The organism is Microcoleus sp. S36b_A4, assembly GCF_036700645.1.
GTDB lineage: Bacteria > Cyanobacteriota > Cyanobacteriia > Cyanobacteriales > Microcoleaceae > Microcoleus.
The window spans coordinates 37,907-54,987 of the sequence record NZ_JAUBPI010000027.1; the positions used below are offsets into that span (position 1 = coordinate 37,907).

General features: G+C 44.2%; 15 protein-coding genes. 5 read left to right on the forward strand and 10 right to left on the reverse strand.

Annotation, left to right across the window (positions count from 1 at the left end):
• Nucleotides 1-145: 145 nt before the first annotated feature.
• The 3 genes from QUA03_RS11215 to nfi all read right to left on the reverse strand — a co-directional run bounded on the left by QUA03_RS11215 (nt 146) and on the right by nfi (nt 2,486).
• Nucleotides 146-673, reverse strand: a complete 528-nt coding sequence (locus tag QUA03_RS11215; RefSeq protein WP_333212069.1) for an FHA domain-containing protein — start codon at nt 671-673, stop codon at nt 146-148.
• A gap of 477 nt (nt 674-1,150) precedes the next feature.
• On the reverse strand, nt 1,151-1,381 hold the full coding sequence (locus tag QUA03_RS11220; protein WP_333083789.1) for a KGG domain-containing protein: 231 nt from the start codon (nt 1,379-1,381) through the stop codon (nt 1,151-1,153).
• A 457-nt stretch (nt 1,382-1,838) separates the two neighbouring features.
• Nucleotides 1,839-2,486: a deoxyribonuclease V gene (nfi, locus tag QUA03_RS11225; protein WP_333212070.1), complete on the reverse strand. Its 648-nt coding sequence runs from the start codon at nt 2,484-2,486 to the stop codon at nt 1,839-1,841.
• A gap of 726 nt (nt 2,487-3,212) precedes the next feature.
• On the opposite strand from nfi, the gene QUA03_RS11230 reads away from it, so the two are divergent.
• Nucleotides 3,213-4,046: a prohibitin family protein gene (locus QUA03_RS11230; protein WP_333212072.1), complete on the forward strand. Its 834-nt coding sequence runs from the start codon at nt 3,213-3,215 to the stop codon at nt 4,044-4,046.
• 119 nt (nt 4,047-4,165) lie between these two features.
• Here QUA03_RS11230 and QUA03_RS11235 read toward each other — a convergent pair whose 3' ends face one another.
• Complete coding sequence (locus QUA03_RS11235; protein ID WP_333212074.1) at nt 4,166-5,491, reverse strand: transposase; 1,326 nt, start codon at nt 5,489-5,491, stop codon at nt 4,166-4,168.
• A gap of 425 nt (nt 5,492-5,916) precedes the next feature.
• Between QUA03_RS11235 and QUA03_RS11240 the strand changes: the two genes are divergently transcribed.
• Together QUA03_RS11240 and QUA03_RS11245 are read left to right on the forward strand one after the other, a co-directional pair.
• A complete protein-coding gene (locus QUA03_RS11240) occupies nt 5,917-8,928 on the forward strand; it encodes an EAL domain-containing protein (protein WP_333212117.1) in 3,012 nt (1,003 codons plus the stop codon).
• A 133-nt stretch (nt 8,929-9,061) separates the two neighbouring features.
• Complete coding sequence (locus QUA03_RS11245; protein ID WP_333212076.1) at nt 9,062-9,778, forward strand: Uma2 family endonuclease; 717 nt, start codon at nt 9,062-9,064, stop codon at nt 9,776-9,778.
• A 59-nt stretch (nt 9,779-9,837) separates the two neighbouring features.
• On the opposite strand, the gene QUA03_RS11250 is transcribed toward QUA03_RS11245, so the two are convergent.
• Genes QUA03_RS11250 through QUA03_RS11260 form a run of 3 tightly spaced genes read right to left on the reverse strand, consistent with a single transcriptional unit; the run spans nt 9,838 to nt 14,050 of the window.
• The gene (locus QUA03_RS11250) at nt 9,838-11,298 is read right to left on the reverse strand and encodes a DUF1802 family protein (RefSeq protein WP_333212078.1); all 1,461 of its coding nucleotides are present in this window, start codon (nt 11,296-11,298) and stop codon (nt 9,838-9,840) included.
• A gap of 2 nt (nt 11,299-11,300) precedes the next feature.
• The gene (locus QUA03_RS11255; protein ID WP_333212079.1) at nt 11,301-13,280 is read right to left on the reverse strand and encodes a P-loop NTPase fold protein; all 1,980 of its coding nucleotides are present in this window, start codon (nt 13,278-13,280) and stop codon (nt 11,301-11,303) included.
• Between the two features lie 47 nt (nt 13,281-13,327).
• Nucleotides 13,328-14,050, reverse strand: coding sequence for a hypothetical protein (locus tag QUA03_RS11260; protein ID WP_333212081.1), 723 nt, complete (start codon nt 14,048-14,050; stop codon nt 13,328-13,330).
• Between the two features lie 145 nt (nt 14,051-14,195).
• Here QUA03_RS11260 and QUA03_RS11265 point away from each other — a divergent pair, with 145 nt between their 5' ends.
• Together QUA03_RS11265 and QUA03_RS11270 are read left to right on the forward strand one after the other, a co-directional pair.
• Nucleotides 14,196-14,336, forward strand: a complete 141-nt coding sequence (locus QUA03_RS11265) for a hypothetical protein (protein ID WP_333212082.1) — start codon at nt 14,196-14,198, stop codon at nt 14,334-14,336.
• 93 nt (nt 14,337-14,429) lie between these two features.
• Entirely contained in the window at nt 14,430-14,942 is a 513-nt protein-coding gene (locus QUA03_RS11270) for a rhodanese-like domain-containing protein (protein ID WP_333212084.1), read from the forward strand.
• Between the two features lie 259 nt (nt 14,943-15,201).
• Here QUA03_RS11270 and QUA03_RS11275 read toward each other — a convergent pair whose 3' ends face one another.
• From QUA03_RS11275 to secG, 3 genes are all read right to left on the reverse strand, one after another.
• The gene (locus QUA03_RS11275; RefSeq protein ID WP_333212086.1) at nt 15,202-15,669 is read right to left on the reverse strand and encodes an NUDIX domain-containing protein; all 468 of its coding nucleotides are present in this window, start codon (nt 15,667-15,669) and stop codon (nt 15,202-15,204) included.
• Between the two features lie 37 nt (nt 15,670-15,706).
• Nucleotides 15,707-16,432 (reverse strand): peptidase, encoded by a 726-nt coding sequence (locus QUA03_RS11280; RefSeq protein WP_333212088.1) that lies wholly within the window; start codon nt 16,430-16,432, stop codon nt 15,707-15,709.
• A 91-nt stretch (nt 16,433-16,523) separates the two neighbouring features.
• The gene (secG, locus tag QUA03_RS11285) at nt 16,524-16,763 is read right to left on the reverse strand and encodes a preprotein translocase subunit SecG (protein WP_015175238.1); all 240 of its coding nucleotides are present in this window, start codon (nt 16,761-16,763) and stop codon (nt 16,524-16,526) included.
• Nucleotides 16,764-17,081: the final 318 nt, after the last annotated feature.

Genomic DNA, 17,081 nt, shown 5'->3' on the forward strand with positions numbered 1-17,081 from the left:
TCCCTTTTTCTTAAATCTTGCACCATTGTCAATTAGCCTTTTATGAACAGGCTTTCCGGCCTGTTCCACAAGAAAATTCACTCTTTGTGGAACGGGCATCTTGCCCGTTGTTGAGAATGGTGCAACATCTCTGTTTTTCCAACTTTCACGGAGAGATAACCACACTCGCCGCCGCCGCCAAAGAAGTACCGCACCACGGACACCCCGCATTCAACTGTGCGTAAGGCGAAATTCGGCTGCACTTGGGACACTGCAAACCATATTTTGAAGACCCCGTCGGCTGAAAGTTACCAGGTGCGGGAGGCCCCAGCAAAACTGTCTGGGGCGCGGCTACCTGCACCTCCGTGACATTCACCACCTCGATTTGCACTTGGCCTAAATGGATGTGACTTCCCGATTTCAATTTTGCTTCGCCTTGGGCGAGAATTTTTCCATCTACCAGGGGCGGATTGCTTTCGCGCAAATTCCGCACTGCATACTCCTGCAATTCCTGATTAAAAAATATTTCAACGTGCAGCCCCGATACGCTGGGATGCGAAAATACTATATCGCACTTCGCCGGATCGCGCCCTAGCCTCACGGTTCCCGGATTTTTGCTCGGCTGTCCGTTTTCAATTGTCTGAGTTTGACGCACCCCAGCTTCTGTCCATGCTAAAGTGAGCTGGTTTGTCATGATTGTATCGGTTGGCTCAAAAATATAAAAAAATATTAACTGATTTATTTTGAGGACGGAATTTCTCAACAAAAAACTTAATCAGAATTATTGACACAGACTCGATCGCACTTCTAAAAATATTATGTGCACCTATACAAAAAAGCCCTGACTTCGGGGCTTTTAGTGCTCCTATTGGCTTTTTTTGAGAGACTTAATGGCGCTTATCAGCTTTTGTTGCCAGCAAAATTATTGACCGCAGTGCAGCTTCGTTAAAAAATTGCTGTTCAAGATTTGCCAGCGATTGCTAAAAACTAATTCCTGGGGGGTTTTCACCTTTGCGAAGCTTTGGTGCGCTAGTAACAATTTTTGGATGTGGGGCGATCGAACTACCTCGGTAACTTCGATCGCCCCACATCCTCAAACGTTTACTGTCCTAGTGCTATCTCTCACGCTGCAACTGTGCAATCTTTCATTACAAGGCCAGCCTTGAGAGACTTAAGCTTCGCTCTTGCGGCTTTTCCGACCGCCTTCGCGACCAATTTGAGCCATATGTTCACGATTTCTGCTGACAGCTTCGCCACCTTTTTGACCAGCTTGTCTGGCTTCTTCAGAGGTGAATTCGTGTGCAGTTCCTTTCTCGTGTGCAGCTTTTCCGCCTTTGCTAGCAATTGCGCGCTGTTTTTCTGCATCCATAGAAGCGAATCCGCGTTTGCTTTTCTCAGCCATGACTGTCTCCTTGTTTTTTTCTGATTTTTTAGCTCGATCGCGCCTTCGCCTCCCACTGTCGTGGTTACTCCCAGTCAGTGGTGAGATATCCGACGGTAAATTATGAAACCTCATCAGACGAATCTAAGCTTTTGGTTTAACTCGCAGAATGAATATTTCATAACTTACAAATGTGAACTAAAAATAGTTCACGCCCGGGCACTATAGTTAGAGCCGCCAATTTTTTAAGCTGGTTACTGTCTTTCAATCATTCTATAAACCCCCCAACTTTTATACCTCTTTCTCAGGTATAGTCATTCTTTAGTTCGCTGGAAGGATGGAACCGAAAGCTGATTGGCAGTAGACTCAGAGGATTTTTCGACTTAACCGCGCCCCCTCAAAAATTAAAAGTCCAAAGACGGATGCTTTTTTGGTCTTTTTACTTTTTTTTGAGGCATTCCGCGCTTGCCACTGATCCCTATGTTAGTTGGTCTGCCGATCGAGTTGTTTCTGGTAAGCGATATTTTGGGGCGCAGCGCAGCACGTACTCGATCGCACTTATCAAGTTTACCTTATGACCTATCGAAACATACATCGGCTTTACCCCTGTTTGCGTCCTTAGCGCTGCGCCTATCGTTGATCCCTCTAGCAGCAAGGGTTGCCAACTGCCCCGGTCGAGTCCGACTTCTGAATGTTCTCCAATAAATCGATTTTTGGCAACTCCGATCGTGGGAATCCCGGTTAACACCCCCAAATGGCAGGCAAGACCGAATCTGCGGGGATGGGCTAGTCCTTGACCGTCGCACAATATCAAGTCTGGCCTCAAACTGATATTTTCTAAAGCTTCGAGAACTGCAGGCACTTCTCGAAAAGACAGGAAACCGGGAATATAAGGAAAAGTTGTAGGACTGCGAACCACAGCTTGCTGCTGCAATTGCAAGTCTGGAAAGCTCAGAACTGTTACAGCGGCCCGCGATACGTCGTTTGCACTGTCGTAGCCGACATCTACACCCGCGACGTACCGAACTGTGTCCAGTTGATTGGCGGTAATTACCTCTGACCGAAGCTGTTCTTGAATGGCGATCGCCTCTTCAACTGTCTGCGGCCAAGGGTGTCGCTGCAACATTTTGATTTTTCTTCAACCGTTCTCATCTAAGCTTAACTTATTTTCGGGCATTTTTAAACTCTGATTTTTATCGTTTTTCGCTATAAATTCCTAACTTGCCCAAGGAGTTTTTTTTCTACTCAGGAGGGTTGAGCAAGGCGGGGGTCGGCTTATTCTACATATAAAGTCTGTACGTCGCAGAGGGAAATTCTATCTTTCGTGGCTTGCAGCAACCCGCAAAGGTTTTTGCGGCACGCACCTGCCATTTACCATTAAAATTTACCCAAAAATTAGCTGTTCAATTCGGGTTTTTTCACTCTCTAAAAAGCTTTCTTTCTCCGATCGCCATTTTATCGCTTGTCAAAGAGCGATCGAGCTATCTATCTACTTCTGCTCTATCTAAAAAAATCCACTTTGTCAAGATAATTGAAACATTTATTCATCAATAATCTCACCCAGCTATAGCAATCCTAAATCATTGGTGAATTTCTTACTCCCTCCCCGAACCCGCAGGGAGGGTTGGGGTGGGGTAAAAATTTACGACTCCTGCAAGGATTGCTATACAAGTGCCATTGTTCATCCCCGCTCATAGAGCTAAGAGGTTCCCACACCCTAGTAAATATATGACTTTTGTGAAAAAAAATCAATGAATTTATGAGTTGTTGCACCCTTAACATGAAGTTATAATCTTAGATAATATCGAATATAAAACTAACATCAAGTAATACAACATAGGTGAATCAACATATGAAAACCGTGCAAAGTGTTCAGTACAACCTAGCTCTCTACTTAGTCGGTGGCATCGTCTTCATCATCGCCGCCTTAATTTTAAGACCTTTTGCCCTCGTCGGCGCAGGAGAACGGGGCGTCATGATGCGCTTCGGGAAAGTTCAAGACGTGATTTTAGATGAAGGCATCCACCCGATTTTACCGATCGTCACTTCTGTCAAAACTATCAGCGTGCGGGTACAAAAAACAGATTTGAAAGCCGATGCAGCATCCAAAGATTTGCAAAGCATTACTACAGATTTGGCAGTCAACTGGAATGTTGACCCCGCCAAAGTTAATCAAGTTTTTCAACAAGTTGGAGACGAAGAACAAATTGTGACCAGCATTCTGAGTCCGGCAATTTCGGAAGTTCTCAAAGCAGCAACTTCTAAAAAGACCGCAGAAGAAATTATCACTAAGCGCACCGAACTCAAAACAGAAATCGACAACAGCCTCAAAAAACGTTTGGAACCTTACGGCGTCATCGTCAGAGATGTTTCGTTAATAAATTTTGGCTTTTCTCCAGAATTTAGCAAAGCCATTGAATCCAAACAAATAGCCGAACAAGAAGCTAAACAAGCAGAATTTACAGTTCAAAAAGCCACCCAAGATGCTCAAGCTGAAATTAACCGTGCTAAAGGTAAAGCTGAAGCTCAACGCTTGCAGCGGCAAACATTAACAGCCGAAATTTTGCAGCAGCAAGCAATTGAAAAATGGAACGGCCAGTTTCCGACAGTAATGGGAGGAGGCGGAACTTTGCCATTAATTAATATTGCGCCGCCGACTTCTCAAGCTGCAACTCCTGCTAATTGACACTCCTCGGCCTGAAGGCGCGAGGATTCTTGAAGAATTTCTACCTCAATTTCCCTATTTCTAGAGTTCCCAGACTCCTCACGTTTGCTCAATTGAGCGTGAGGATATCTTCTGGGCGTTTAGGCGCGAACGCCCGGTTTCGCGGAGCCCCCGCGTACCAATTTCAAAGCCCGATCACAAATAGTTTTTGCTGCACCCATATCGGCGTGTTCATGATATCCACATTCAGTGCAAATGAACTTTTCGCCATCTCGATTAGACTTGTCGATATGACCGCATTTCCGACATTCTTGGCTGGAGTATTTGGGATTAATTTTGATTACGACCTTTCCTTGCTTTGCAGCCAGATACTCGATCTTTAGAATTAATTCAGCCCAACCCGCGTCAGAGATAGAACGGTTTAAACCTTTCTTTCTTGATTGCCCATTTTTCAGGAATCTACCTGTTTTTTCGTCAGCCTTTACTCGACATCGGCGCATCATCCCGGAAATATTCAAATCTTCCAGAGCAATCGCGTCAACGTTGTGAGAAACTATTTTATTGGCAACCTTCCAATGGTAAGCTTGACGCCTGTCGCTAATTTTCTGGTGGAAAAGTCCTAGTTTTTTAGCTGCTTTCTTGCGGTTTTTGCTACCGTTGGCTTTTCGGCTAACTCGTCTCTGTCTAATTTTTAGAGTGCGCTTAGCTTTTTTTGTGGTTGAAAATTTGGGATTTTCAATTTGAGTTCCATCTGAAAGATGAACTAATTTTGTAAGTCCCATATCACAGCCAATTACTTTGACAACATCCTTAAGATGTTTTGTCGTGTAGTCGGGGATAGACTTATCCTCAATGCGAACGGAGACATACCAGCCATTTTGTCGCTTCCTTACCGTACACGCTTTAACGGTAAATCCGTTCGGAATTGGGCGCGAGTTGTAAAAACGCATCCAACCTAACTTTGGTAAGTAGATTTTACTGCCTTGTATTTTTACTCCCATCATGAACGTAAAGGAAGTAAAGTTACTGCGGTTTTTGAATTTAGGAAAGCCACGCCCGTCGAAAAAATTCTTATAGGCAGTGTCCAGTCGTTTGACGTTTTGCTGTAAAACTGTCGAGTCTATCCCGGCAAACCAGGGCCTAGCTGCTTTTAATTCTGGCAATGCGGTAATTTGAATGTCGCCTGGGTTGCGTCGAGGGTTTTTAACTTTACCCTCTTTGTCTGTTTTACCTATTTTCCAAGGTTCTCCAGTAGCACCATTTTTACTGACACAACTGGTCAATGGACAAGCTTCACTTTGCGTTCGGATATCGCAATAGTTGCCTTGAATGAATTGTTGACTGTATTGAGTGATTCTGTCATTAAGACACCAGTTAAAGTGACTGCGTAACATATCCACCCAATTGGACATTTTTGAGTCTTGTGTTTGATTGGGGTGCAACTTGTAGACATAGTTTGTTAACAAGTTTAACTCCTCCTTTTTTGAGGTAATATCAGTATATATCGAAATATTTTATTGACTTAATTTGTTGTATTTTTTAACCAAAGGGCTTTAAAACTTATTCTTTTGCTTGCAAAACCGTCCTATAAGGACGGGGTTTTAAACCCATCTCTCTGATAAGCTGCTGCAGATCGTGATTGCCAGGGCGCGGGGAGAAGGGGAGAGGGGGAGAGAGTCTCAGGGGGAGAAGAATAGAGGGTTTTTCACTGCGGAAGTGAAGATGTGCTTTTTTAAATGCCGAACAGCAAGGGTAGAAAATACAACTAACCACTAAGGTGAAATCTCGCTTACTAAAATGCGGAGATACAATTTACGTTGCGCGAGTCCTGAAAAACGTTAAAGTAAGAAGCAACTCGGAAATTGTAAAGGTTTGCTTGAAAGTTCGGCTGATGGGAGATCGGGAGAACCAGTCAATTTCTAATTTAGGTGAAGTGGGGAGTGCCGACGATCGCCATACTGCATCAGAAGCACTGTGGCTAAGCGATCGAGCTTTGGCAGCTACTAGCAGTGGCATTGTCATTGCTGACGCTAATGCACCAGATTGTCCCATAATTTATTGCAATCCGGCCTTTGAACGGATGACGGGTTACTGCGCCAGTGAAATCTTGGGGCGCAATTGCCGATTTTTGCAAGGCCCGGATACCGATCGAACTACCGTAGCTAAAATCCGCGAGGCCTTGCGCCAAGGTCGAGAAATCCAGACACCAATTAAAAATTACCGCAAAGACGGCACTCCTTTTTGGAGCAAATTATCGCTATCTCCCGTGCGAGACGACAACGCTAATTTGACTCACTTCGTAGGAGTTCAATCTGACTTGGCGGAACCCATATGTGAAGTGCAGCAAGCATTGCAGCAAGCTAACGACCAACTGCAAACGATTTTGGAAGCAGTTCCGGGAACAGTATCTTGGATTAGCTCGGATTTGCGCTATTTGGGGGTTAACCAGCACTTAGCCAAACTGCATGGTTTGCCGCCGTCGGCTTTTGTTGGTCAAGATATTGGTTTTCTGGGCGCTAGCTCGGATTTTAACTGTTTTGTGGTGGAGTTTTTTGCTGGCGACGCTACGGAAGCGGTTAAAGAACTCAACGTTAAGCTACAAACCGACGGGGGAGAGTCGGAGGGATACTATTTGATTGTGGCTCAAAAGTACGATCGGGGCAAAGCAGCTTGTCTGGTAGGGATAGACATTACCGAGCGCAAGCTGGCAGAAGAAGCTCTGGTGCTGACTCGCAAGGCGGTGGAAAGTTCGAGTGACGCGATCGGCATCAGCGATGCGAACGGCACTCACATCTATCAAAATCAAGCGTTTTCTCAGCTATTTGAATGGGACACCCCAGAGGAATTTAGACTAGCCGGAGGTATATCGGCGGTTTTTGCTGACCCCGCAGTCGCCAGGGAGGTACTCGACACGATCGCCCAAGGTTATTCTTGGTTTGGTGAAATTACTAACTGCACTAAAAGCGGTCAAACTTTGCAAGTTTTGCTGCGGGCCGATGCTATTAAAGACCGCACAGGGAAAATTGTCGGTCTGATTTACATGAATACCGATATTACCGACCAGAAGCGCACGGAACAAGAGCTGCGACAAAGCGAGAAGCGCTTTCGATCGTTGATTGAAAATGCTAGAGACATTATTGTGATTCTCGACGAGAAAGGCTTTTGCCGCTATGTCTCTCCTTCCCTAGAGCGGATTTTGGGCTACCCGACGGCGGAAATCCTCGGCCGGTCTATCTTTGACTTGATTCACCCTGACGAATTGCTGATAGTGGATCAAGTTTTCAAAGGTGTCATGCAAATGCCGAAAGTTAGCCTGGGAATGGCGGAATACCGAGTACAGCACAAGGACGGTTCCTGGTGCGTGTTGGAAGCGGTGGCGACGAATTTGCTCAACGAACCTTCGGTGCGGGGAATTGTGGTCAACTGTCACGACGTGACTGAGCGCAAGATGGCTGAAGAACAACTGTTGCACGATGCTTTGCACGATGCGCTGACAGAGTTGCCGAACCGTGCTTTGTTGACTGACAGGTTGGGGCAAGCTTTTGCCCGTGCCCAACGGCATCCGAGTGAGCAGTTTGCGGTGCTGTTTCTGGATTTGGACAGGTTTAAGGTGATTAATGACAGTCAGGGACACCGCACGGGCGATCGCCTGTTGGTGGCTGTGGCTCGCCGTCTCTTGACTTGTTTGCGCCCAGGGGATACGGTGGCTCGTCTGGGGGGAGATGAGTTTGTGATTTTGCTTGAGGAAATTAAAGGTGTTGATGAGGCGATCGCCCAAGCAAAGGCAATTCTCAAAACGATCGAACGACCGCTTTATTTGGAAGGTAATAAAGTTTTAATTACTGCTAGCATCGGCATTGCTTTGAGTACCGACAAATATCAGTGGCCGGGAGATATTTTGCGCGATGCTGATATTGCAATGTACCGCGCCAAAGCTCTCGGTAAAGCTCGCTACGAAGTTTTTACCAGTGCGATGCACACTCAGGCTGTAGCTTTGATGCACTTGGAACACGATTTACGGGAGTCGGTTGAAGAACTAAATTTGAAATATTCGATAGTGGATTTTGCCTGTGGGACGGCGGCGGAAAACTCGCCGATGAGTGAAATTGATCGCAGATTGGAGCGTCCGAAGCCGCAATTGCCTACTTTAAAATTGGAATGTCCTTTTACTGTTTATTATCAGCCGATCGTTTGTTTGAAAACTGGCTCTGTTATCGGATTTGAGTCTTTGGTGCGCTGGCTGCACCCGGAACGGGGTTTAGTTTCCCCTATGGAATTTATTGCGATGGCGGAGGAAACAGGGTTAATTATGCCTTTGGGTTTGTGGGTTTTGAACGAAAGCTGTCGCCAAATTATTCAGTGGCAAAGTTTGAATTTACCTGTGGGAAACTCGCGGCTGACTGTAGCAGTAAATCTTTCCGGGAGGCAGTTTGCGGAACCGGAATCCATCCAGCAAATTAAACAAGTTTTGCAGGAAACGGGTGTTGACACTCGCTGTTTGAAGTTGGAGATTACTGAGAGTGTGGTGATGGAAGATGGGGAAGCGGCGGCGGCGATGCTTTCGCAGTTGAGAGATTTGGGTATCGGGCTGTGTATTGATGATTTCGGCACTGGCTATTCGTCTCTGAGTTATTTGCACAAGTTCCCGATTAATATTTTGAAGGTCGATCGCTCTTTTGTCAGTCGCATCGGAGAAAAGGGTGAAAATTTGGAAATCGTGCGGGCGATCGTCATGCTGGCCCGCAGTTTGGGGATGGAGGTAGTCGCAGAAGGTGTCGAAACCGCCGTCCAATTGGCTCAAATGCGGGCGATCGGCTGCGAGTACGGTCAAGGGTACTTTTTCTCTAAACCTCTCGACAGTGAGGCAGCTACAGCCTTGTTGAGGCGATCGCCCAAATGGTGAACTGAACCAAATATTTAACCGGATCAAATTGCTTGATTGTCAATAAGGGCGATCGATCTTTTCATACTCAATGCGTTGAGTGTTAAAATCAAAATTTAGTAGAATAGAGAACTATCGAGATAGGTAAAAATATATGTCTCAATCTATTGTGCCAGCAGTCGAAGAAAAACAGCTCGATACTTCGCCGACATTAACTTTTGAAGAGTACAGAGTTTATCAAAGCAATGACGATGTAAAATATGAATTGTACAAAGGCAAATTAATACCGATGGCAACGGCTAGCGCATTACATACAAGCATCTGCGAATTTTGGGTTTACAAATTGCAGCGTTACCTAGCTGAACATAATCTGGATTTAGTCGTAAAAACTTCTGTGGGAGTCAGAACAGAAGATGCTACATCCCGCATTCCCGATGTAGTTGTTTGCACAGAAAGTTTGTGGCAACAAGCTCTTGCCAGACCCGGTTCTGGCATCTTAGACTTGAGCGAAACACCTTTATTTGTAGTAGAAGTAGTGAGCCAAGATCGGCGAGCAGATTATGTACTTAAACGAACAGAATACGAACAGGCTAACGTGCCGGAATATGTGATTGTTGATCCGACACAAAACAGACAGCGGGTGCGAGTTATGGCATTTCCAGAAGGTGATGACGTTTATACACAGGTAGATTACTTGCCGGGTGAGGAAATGGTATCTGTAGTATTTCCCAATCTGAGATTATCAGTCAATGAAATTTTAGATCCGCCATTGGTGGAAGGGTTAATTAAAGCCGAACAAGCTCAATTGCAGAAAGCTGAAAGGTTGGCGGCGAGGTTGCGGGAATTGGGCGTAGATCCTGATGCTGTGTAGGAAATTGGATGAAGTACGTGAAGCGAAGCTATCCCGCTCTTAATCGCCCTTGACGTATCTCAATCATCTAGCGGCAAATCGCGCAGGAAATAAAAGCGCTCGCTTTGCCCATTATCTCCTTTAATTCGCCCTAAGTAACCAGTCAGCGGTGAAGAAAGTTCTATAGTAAAATCCTTTACTGATTCCTCTGTCAGCTTAGAATCAGTGGCGGCAAATGTAGCATTGTATTGAACTCTAATCTCAACAACCGTTGTAAAGTCGCTATCTGAGCAAAGTTGTTTAACTGCTTGTATGATTTGCGATCGCAGCCTAATTTCTCTTTCAACTTTCTCAATATAATCCTTAATTCTGTCGTCAATTTGCCGCCCCATTTCTAGATAGGGCTTGAGTTCAACTAAGTTGACAGCACCTGGATATTTAGCTTTTAACTCAACTAGCTTCTGTAAAGTCATGGCATTAATAATACTAATTTTCCATTGTTGTGCTGATTTCAACATATCCGCCGAAGGATTGCCAGGGCCAATCACTAACTTGGTATATCCTAAAATTTTATCCGCACCTAAGTGCATTCCTCCTAGTTTAATCAATTCCTCAGCAGTTCGACTAGGGATAAGCCTACCCGCTTTACACTCACCAACTAAGGGATATGGTTTGGAACAAAATAAATCCAAACCCCCAGCACCGCCTTTGTACTCATTCTCTATCTTGAATCCTAAGAATTCAAGGCTTTGACGTGTGACATTCTCAAAATCTGTCCCTGCTTGATAGTTGCTTTTTTTTTCTTGTAGTTCTATGCTGCGATTTCCCAAAGCTGCGATCGTTTTAATCCAATCTAAATCTATATCTGGTTTTGCTGCTGGTAATTTTTCCGACCAACCTAGAAACATTTTGATTTCTGCCTCTAGTTGTTTGGCTTTTGGGTTGGTGGTGGATAAATGCACTAATGCACTTTGCAACTCTTCCCATTCTGGATGTTCTGGCGGCTCTAGTTTTTCCAGCTTTTGACGGCGTTTGGCAAAGATAGAGTCGCTCAACACTGGCGTTGAATCAGTAACATTTAGGGATTTTGGCAAAGGTACAAAATTGCCGCTGGGATGCACAGACATTTCCAGCGGCTGAGGTAGTAAATAAACCCGCAGGTAAGCTACAAAAATAAACGGACGCTGCTGGAGAATTTGCTGTAATGCCTCTGTTTTCCAGACTGTTAACCGCGACAAAGCTTCTAATGATTCAGGCTCATTCACCATTTGGCACAATTCGCACCTAGCCCAAGCTTTGATCGAAACTTTATCTGAATTTAACTGAGCAAGTGCCTTTTGAGCAACGGGTAAAAAATGCGATCGATAATATCGATCGCCCGATAGCAAATCAACCGAAAGATTAGCTGGATACAAAGCAAATGTCCGCCCCGGATTCAGAAACATCCGAGGCATAGCTGCAATCATTCGTCCTTGGATTAAAGCTTCAATATCTGGAACTGGTAAAGCCAGTGCTGTTTGAAGCAAAATTGATTGGTTCATACTTAACTAAATTGGTCGCTTAGATCGCCATCATCTGTATCCTCACTGCTGGTAGGGTTGAAAAGAGCTTCTAAAAGTTGGTGTTCATCTTCCTCATCAACCACAGGCATTTGATTTGACGGATCGCTCAAAATTTCGCGCAGTAAAAGATTGTCAAAAGTTAGCTTTTTCTGAGATATGAAATTAAAAACATCGTCTTGGCTTAAATTATACTCTGTGCATTTTTCATAAACAGCACGGAGAGCAAATAACGGTTTTATTTGGTCTTCAATCAAGTACACCAACTCACCGCCTTTTTCTACTGATACGAGTTGTTCTAGTAGCTTGTATGCTGGAGAGTTTTTGCTCATTTTCTCTATTTTTGATTGGGAACGGACTAAACAACCGCGAGTCAAATCAAATTTTTGGTAATCAATTAAGCGTTTTAATCCAGCAACTAAGTCAGATTGAGAAGTTTGAATGACTGCAACACCAATCTTGATTTTTTTTCCATTTTCGACACCAATTATCTTGAAATCAATCCAATTCGCATTTTGTAATTTGGGCTTGACCTCTGTCATAATGTCATTAATTTTTACGTTGTCTACAGTCTCACCTATCAGGGTTGCAAAACCAAAGCAAATAGCATTAGCAATTGTGAAACTATCCTTCATATCCTCTCGGATGTCTTCCTCAAGTTCCTTGGTTAACGCTAACTCAAACCGCTCAACAGGAGCTTCTGGAAGTTCAGGCGTTGGAGGCATAAAAACTTTAAAATTCTCGGCACACCATCTCAAAGCTTCGCGTACAGTTGGCTTAACTCTGCCATATTCTCTCAGTTGACTTTCCTCAAATGGGTAGACCGGATGAGGAGGATTTAAATTTCTGACCTGATAAAAATCTTGCAACCATAGTTTGACTAAATCAACTAAATAATCACCATTCAACTGGTTTAAATCGATTGGTTTTCGCTGCGTGTATGTTGAAATTCGATCGGGTATACTACCAGGCATTATATTAACTGTTTTCCAAGTATCGGGGGCCATTACTGTGATGATAACTAAACCTTGACTGAGTTCTGATTGTTCGAGAGTATCGTACAAACGCTTAACAAGCTCGGCAATTACCTGCGCTGTTGTTAATCCATCACCGCTACAACTATCTCGATTTACATCTATTTCATCAAAACAAATGATTATAGGACGGTAGGAACTCACCAAATTTAAAATTTTCTGGACATTGTTAAGAGATTCTACTTCTCTCTCCTGATTAGTCTTGCCGGAATTAGTCGGCAATCCTAGTTCCTCAGCTTTAGATTTATCTAACTCTTCACCAGACAACCATTTGATAGCAAAAGGTGTTTCAGTTTCTGATAATGTCCACAAAACCGCTCGAACAATATAAGGGTCTACATTTGATCTTGTCTTAAGAAATTGCTTAGTTAGGGCTTTCATGTAATTTTTATTTTTAGTAGCCCAACTAGCACATACTTGATCAAATTGATCGAGTAGTTTTTGAGGAGAAAGATTTGGTGTAGCAGGATTAATAGCTTTGAAACATTCGTTAGCCATTGCTGCTGCTATTTCCTGGCCTTGCATGACACCTTGGCTACTTATTCGACTTAAACTGTTAACTAAAGTTTGCTGAAATTGGTATTTGATAAAGTTCAAGTCTGTGTAATTATTAACACTGGCATAAACGAATAAAGCATTGCCATTGCTTTCTAGCCTGTGGCGAGTACGATTCAAAATGTGGCTTTTTCCCACTCCCATTGAAGCAGTTAATACCAGTGAAGTCACCTTTTCTTGACTAGATTGACTTGTCTTTACTTTTTCAACTGCCTGAAAAATTGCATCGGAAGCATGAGCATTTAGAGTAGGAAGATCGGGGAACCCTTTCCCCCAAATATCTTGCTCTTTGACAATCCCAGCTTTGCTAAATGGATTGTGATTTTGAATTGCAGCATTCAGGGCTTCTATCGGGGAAACTGGTATATTGTTCATGGTTATCGGGTGTGAGGTAACGAACTACAAAAAGATTGAGAACAATTTTATGGATTTAAGCGCTTGGCGTAGTAACGCAATGTACCACCAGGAATGATGATTGAGTCTTCACGTTTATCTGGGGTGATGTCTGGGGTTTCCCCTGCCATTAGCTGAAAAATATCAGTAGCCTGCATTTCCAACAGCCATTCATTGAACTCCGATCGCCCTACCCTTTCCCCGATCGCTCGACGCATCCGATAAATCGGCACTAAATCGTCTAAGTTATAATCCCGGTTCAAGCTGTCATACACATCCAGCGCCACAGCCTTAAAATCGTCATAGGATGCGATCGTCCCTACATCCCCCTTCCCTTTCTCAACCCGAACACTAGCCGCACCATCCTGATGCCGAATCCACTTCAACAAAGAATTTCCCAGCCGAGTACCAATTTGAGAACCATCAAACTCAAACAGAGAATCCTTACTTTTCAAGCCATCCGCTAAAACTTCTTTCCCCTTCGCCGTCAATTCCACCAGCGTCACCCGATTTACCAGCGAATACTCGATCGCCCCAGTCGCCTGCAACTCGCCGAGCACTTCCAGATATCTCTGACTCGTCTCATTAGTGCGAACAATCCGCTTAGTCAACTCCCCCTTTTTCACTTTCATCTTCCCGCCGCTCAAATCCCACAAATTCAGCAGTACCCGAACTTTAGCCTTCGCATCCCACACCGCTTGCTCTTCCGGTGTCAAAGGTTTAGGCACCGCAATTTCATCTTTCTCAGACATATCTATACCTTTAAATACTTGTTTTTACTTTTAAATTTTACCAGAAACCTTGCTGGCAAACATTTAAACTTTTCCGCAAAAATCTGCGCGAGGCTACGTACAACTTATGCAAATTTTATTTAAAAATAATAAGGATTGACTAAAATTGAATTCTTTGATAAAATACCAACTCGAACAAGCGATCGCACTTCAACTTCTCTGCACCAAATGCGATCGAAACAATTTTAAGCACAGCCCGCTAGGCTCTAGCAACCTCAACAAATGTAGCGATCCCAACCGCAGCTAATAACCCGGAAACCAGCGTAACTGCGACTTTAGTTCAATGCTCGATTCTGCCTTTAGAAAGACGAATTCAAGTTAAACATCTTGTTACATTGCAATGGCAATCAAAACATTGAACAAAATTTTACCCATGAAAACTATTCCCGACCAAATTTCCAACATCAAAGACAAACTTCCCGACTTTACTCCCACACCTCCCGGTTTAAAAGCTCAAGCATCTAGCCACGACCTCAAAGCCCGTTTAGATTGGGGCGAACCCGGACTCACAATCATCGACGCTCGTGATTTTGAAAGCTTCACCAAAAGCCACATTACCGGCGCGGTAATGATGCCAATGGACGAATTAGTCGGCCGAGCACAATCGAGTTTAGAACCCATCCGCGATATCTACATTTACGGCGAAAACGACGAACAAACCGCCGAAGCCGCCAATCTTCTCCGTGCAGCAGGCTTTAGAAAAGTAGCCGAACTAAAAGGCGGAATTCCTGCTTGGAAAGCCATTGACGGCCCCATGGACGGCGCTGTCGAACACAATACTCCCGGCCCCGACGCCTATAACGTTTTTTCTCGCTTGCAACACCACGCCGAAGCTCAGAAAATCAACAAATAATCACACCGAATACCTAGATACCCGACTTATTGAAGAAGTTGGGTATCTAACCAAATAATTTGTTTGTAGTAAGGAATCGAACTCTCTCTTAAAGCTTGCAGTCACTAAGCACTAAAGTCCTTACTACAAACTTAATTGCGATCGTATAACCGGACTAGATATTAACATTCGCGGACGCAAAAGTGCTTTAACAGGCTACTTATAGCGTAAAGTTAATAATGCACATTCTACATAAACAAGTGTGTGTAGCCAAGACTGATTAACACTCCTTCCTCGCGTCCAAAAATGCTTTGACTTCCCTTAAAACTTGCCGATTCCCATCAAAAGTAATCAGCTTAACTGCATCCTCAAAGGAACTCCAGGCCGAATTTTGAACTTCCTCTACTTGCAACTGAACTTCCATTGAATTTACAAAAGCCAAAAAGTAAGTAACAGTCTTTTCAATTGATTCCCCTTCCTTCGCAGAGGAATAATGTTCCACAGAACTAGGCTTCCCTTCCTTAACAAAGGAATAACGTTCCACAAAACTAGGCTCCTCAAGCACTTCACAATCGCGGATGCCAGTTTCCTCCTCAAACTCCCGCTTCGCAGTTTCTAGCGCCGATTCTCCCGGATTCGCGTGACCTTTTGGAAACGCCCAATGTCCGGCTTGATGTTGAATCAACAAAAACAAACTATCAGTTTCAGTCGCAAAAACTGGCACAATGCCAAAAGCTTCATCTTTCATCTTTTTACTGACACGATTTTACATATCAAAACTAATATTACCACCCCAACCGAGTCGGCTGTTCATAAACCCGCTTCAAAGTATTAACATCCCTCGCTGAAATAGGCGGAGGATTTCTCACCTGAGAAAAATAAAGCACATCAGTTTCCATCAAACTGTGACCCCAAATTCCCAAAGCGTGACCCAACTCGTGCCGCGCCGTCGCCGGAATATACTTACCCACTTGAGTCGGATTCAAATAAACCGAAAACCGATGAGATAACACAGTTTTATCCCCATCCCGACGGGCGTACAATTCATAGGTAGCCTCTCCAGAACGCGATCGCAAAACCCCTTGACGCAAAGGCGGAGCCCGACGTAAAATCCTAATATCAGCCACCTCCGAACTATCCACCACTTCCAAAGGCAAATAAACCCCCCATTCCCGCACCACATCCAACACAGCCGCCACCCATTCTTCAGACTTATTAGCATCAACAGGACGCTCAATATAAACCTGAATCGGAAACTTTGACCACAACAAATGACCGAAATTTGGTGGCTTAACCTGGTCAAAATAATCACCACTATCCGTCGAATCTTGCCAATTGGCCAGCGTGGGCGGCAAAGGATGAACCTGTGGATTCGGCCAACTATTCGGGAGAGGAGAAATAGTCGCCGCCGGAGTATTAACCTGAGTAAAAATTATCAGGATAAAACAAAATAAAGCCAATCCCAAACCAGCCAGCAATCGAGATTTTACCGTAACTTTCCCCAACCGCATTTTTGCAACCGCAGATAGACACAAATAAACGCAGATGAACTTGAGATTATCTGCGTCTATCTGCGTTCATCTGCGGTTAAAAATCCAAATCTTATAACTTAGGCGCCAACCAACCAGCACTCAAAATCACAGTCAAACCCATAAAAACAATAGACAGACCCCAAGTAATCCGGTTCAGACTTGTTTCTGCACTCTTGGCGCTGGTAAACAATTGAGCTTGTCCGCCAATCCCTCCAATGCCATCGCCTTTAGGACTGTGCAGCAACACAAAAACCACCAGTCCTAAAGCAGACAAAGACCAGATAACTTGTAACACAGAAACAATATTCATAATCTGGAGTAATTGGTAATTAGTAATCAGTAATTTATTATCATATCAAATTTGGTCGATCGCCCGCAATTTATGCAGGGACACAGTGCTGTGTCCATAGGTGTCAACTTAAACCTGAAAGCCTTGATAAATCTCGTTTTTACCTGAGTCCAGATCCCCCTAAATCCCCCTTAAAAAGGGGGACTTTGATCCATTTCCGGTTTCCCCCGATCCTAGGGGCGGTGCCCCCGTGCCCGCCCTTGGCTAGGGGGGATCTAGGCTTAATAGTCAAACAGCATCCTGTGACTGGGTTTGACGTTAAATTGACACGAAGAAGGG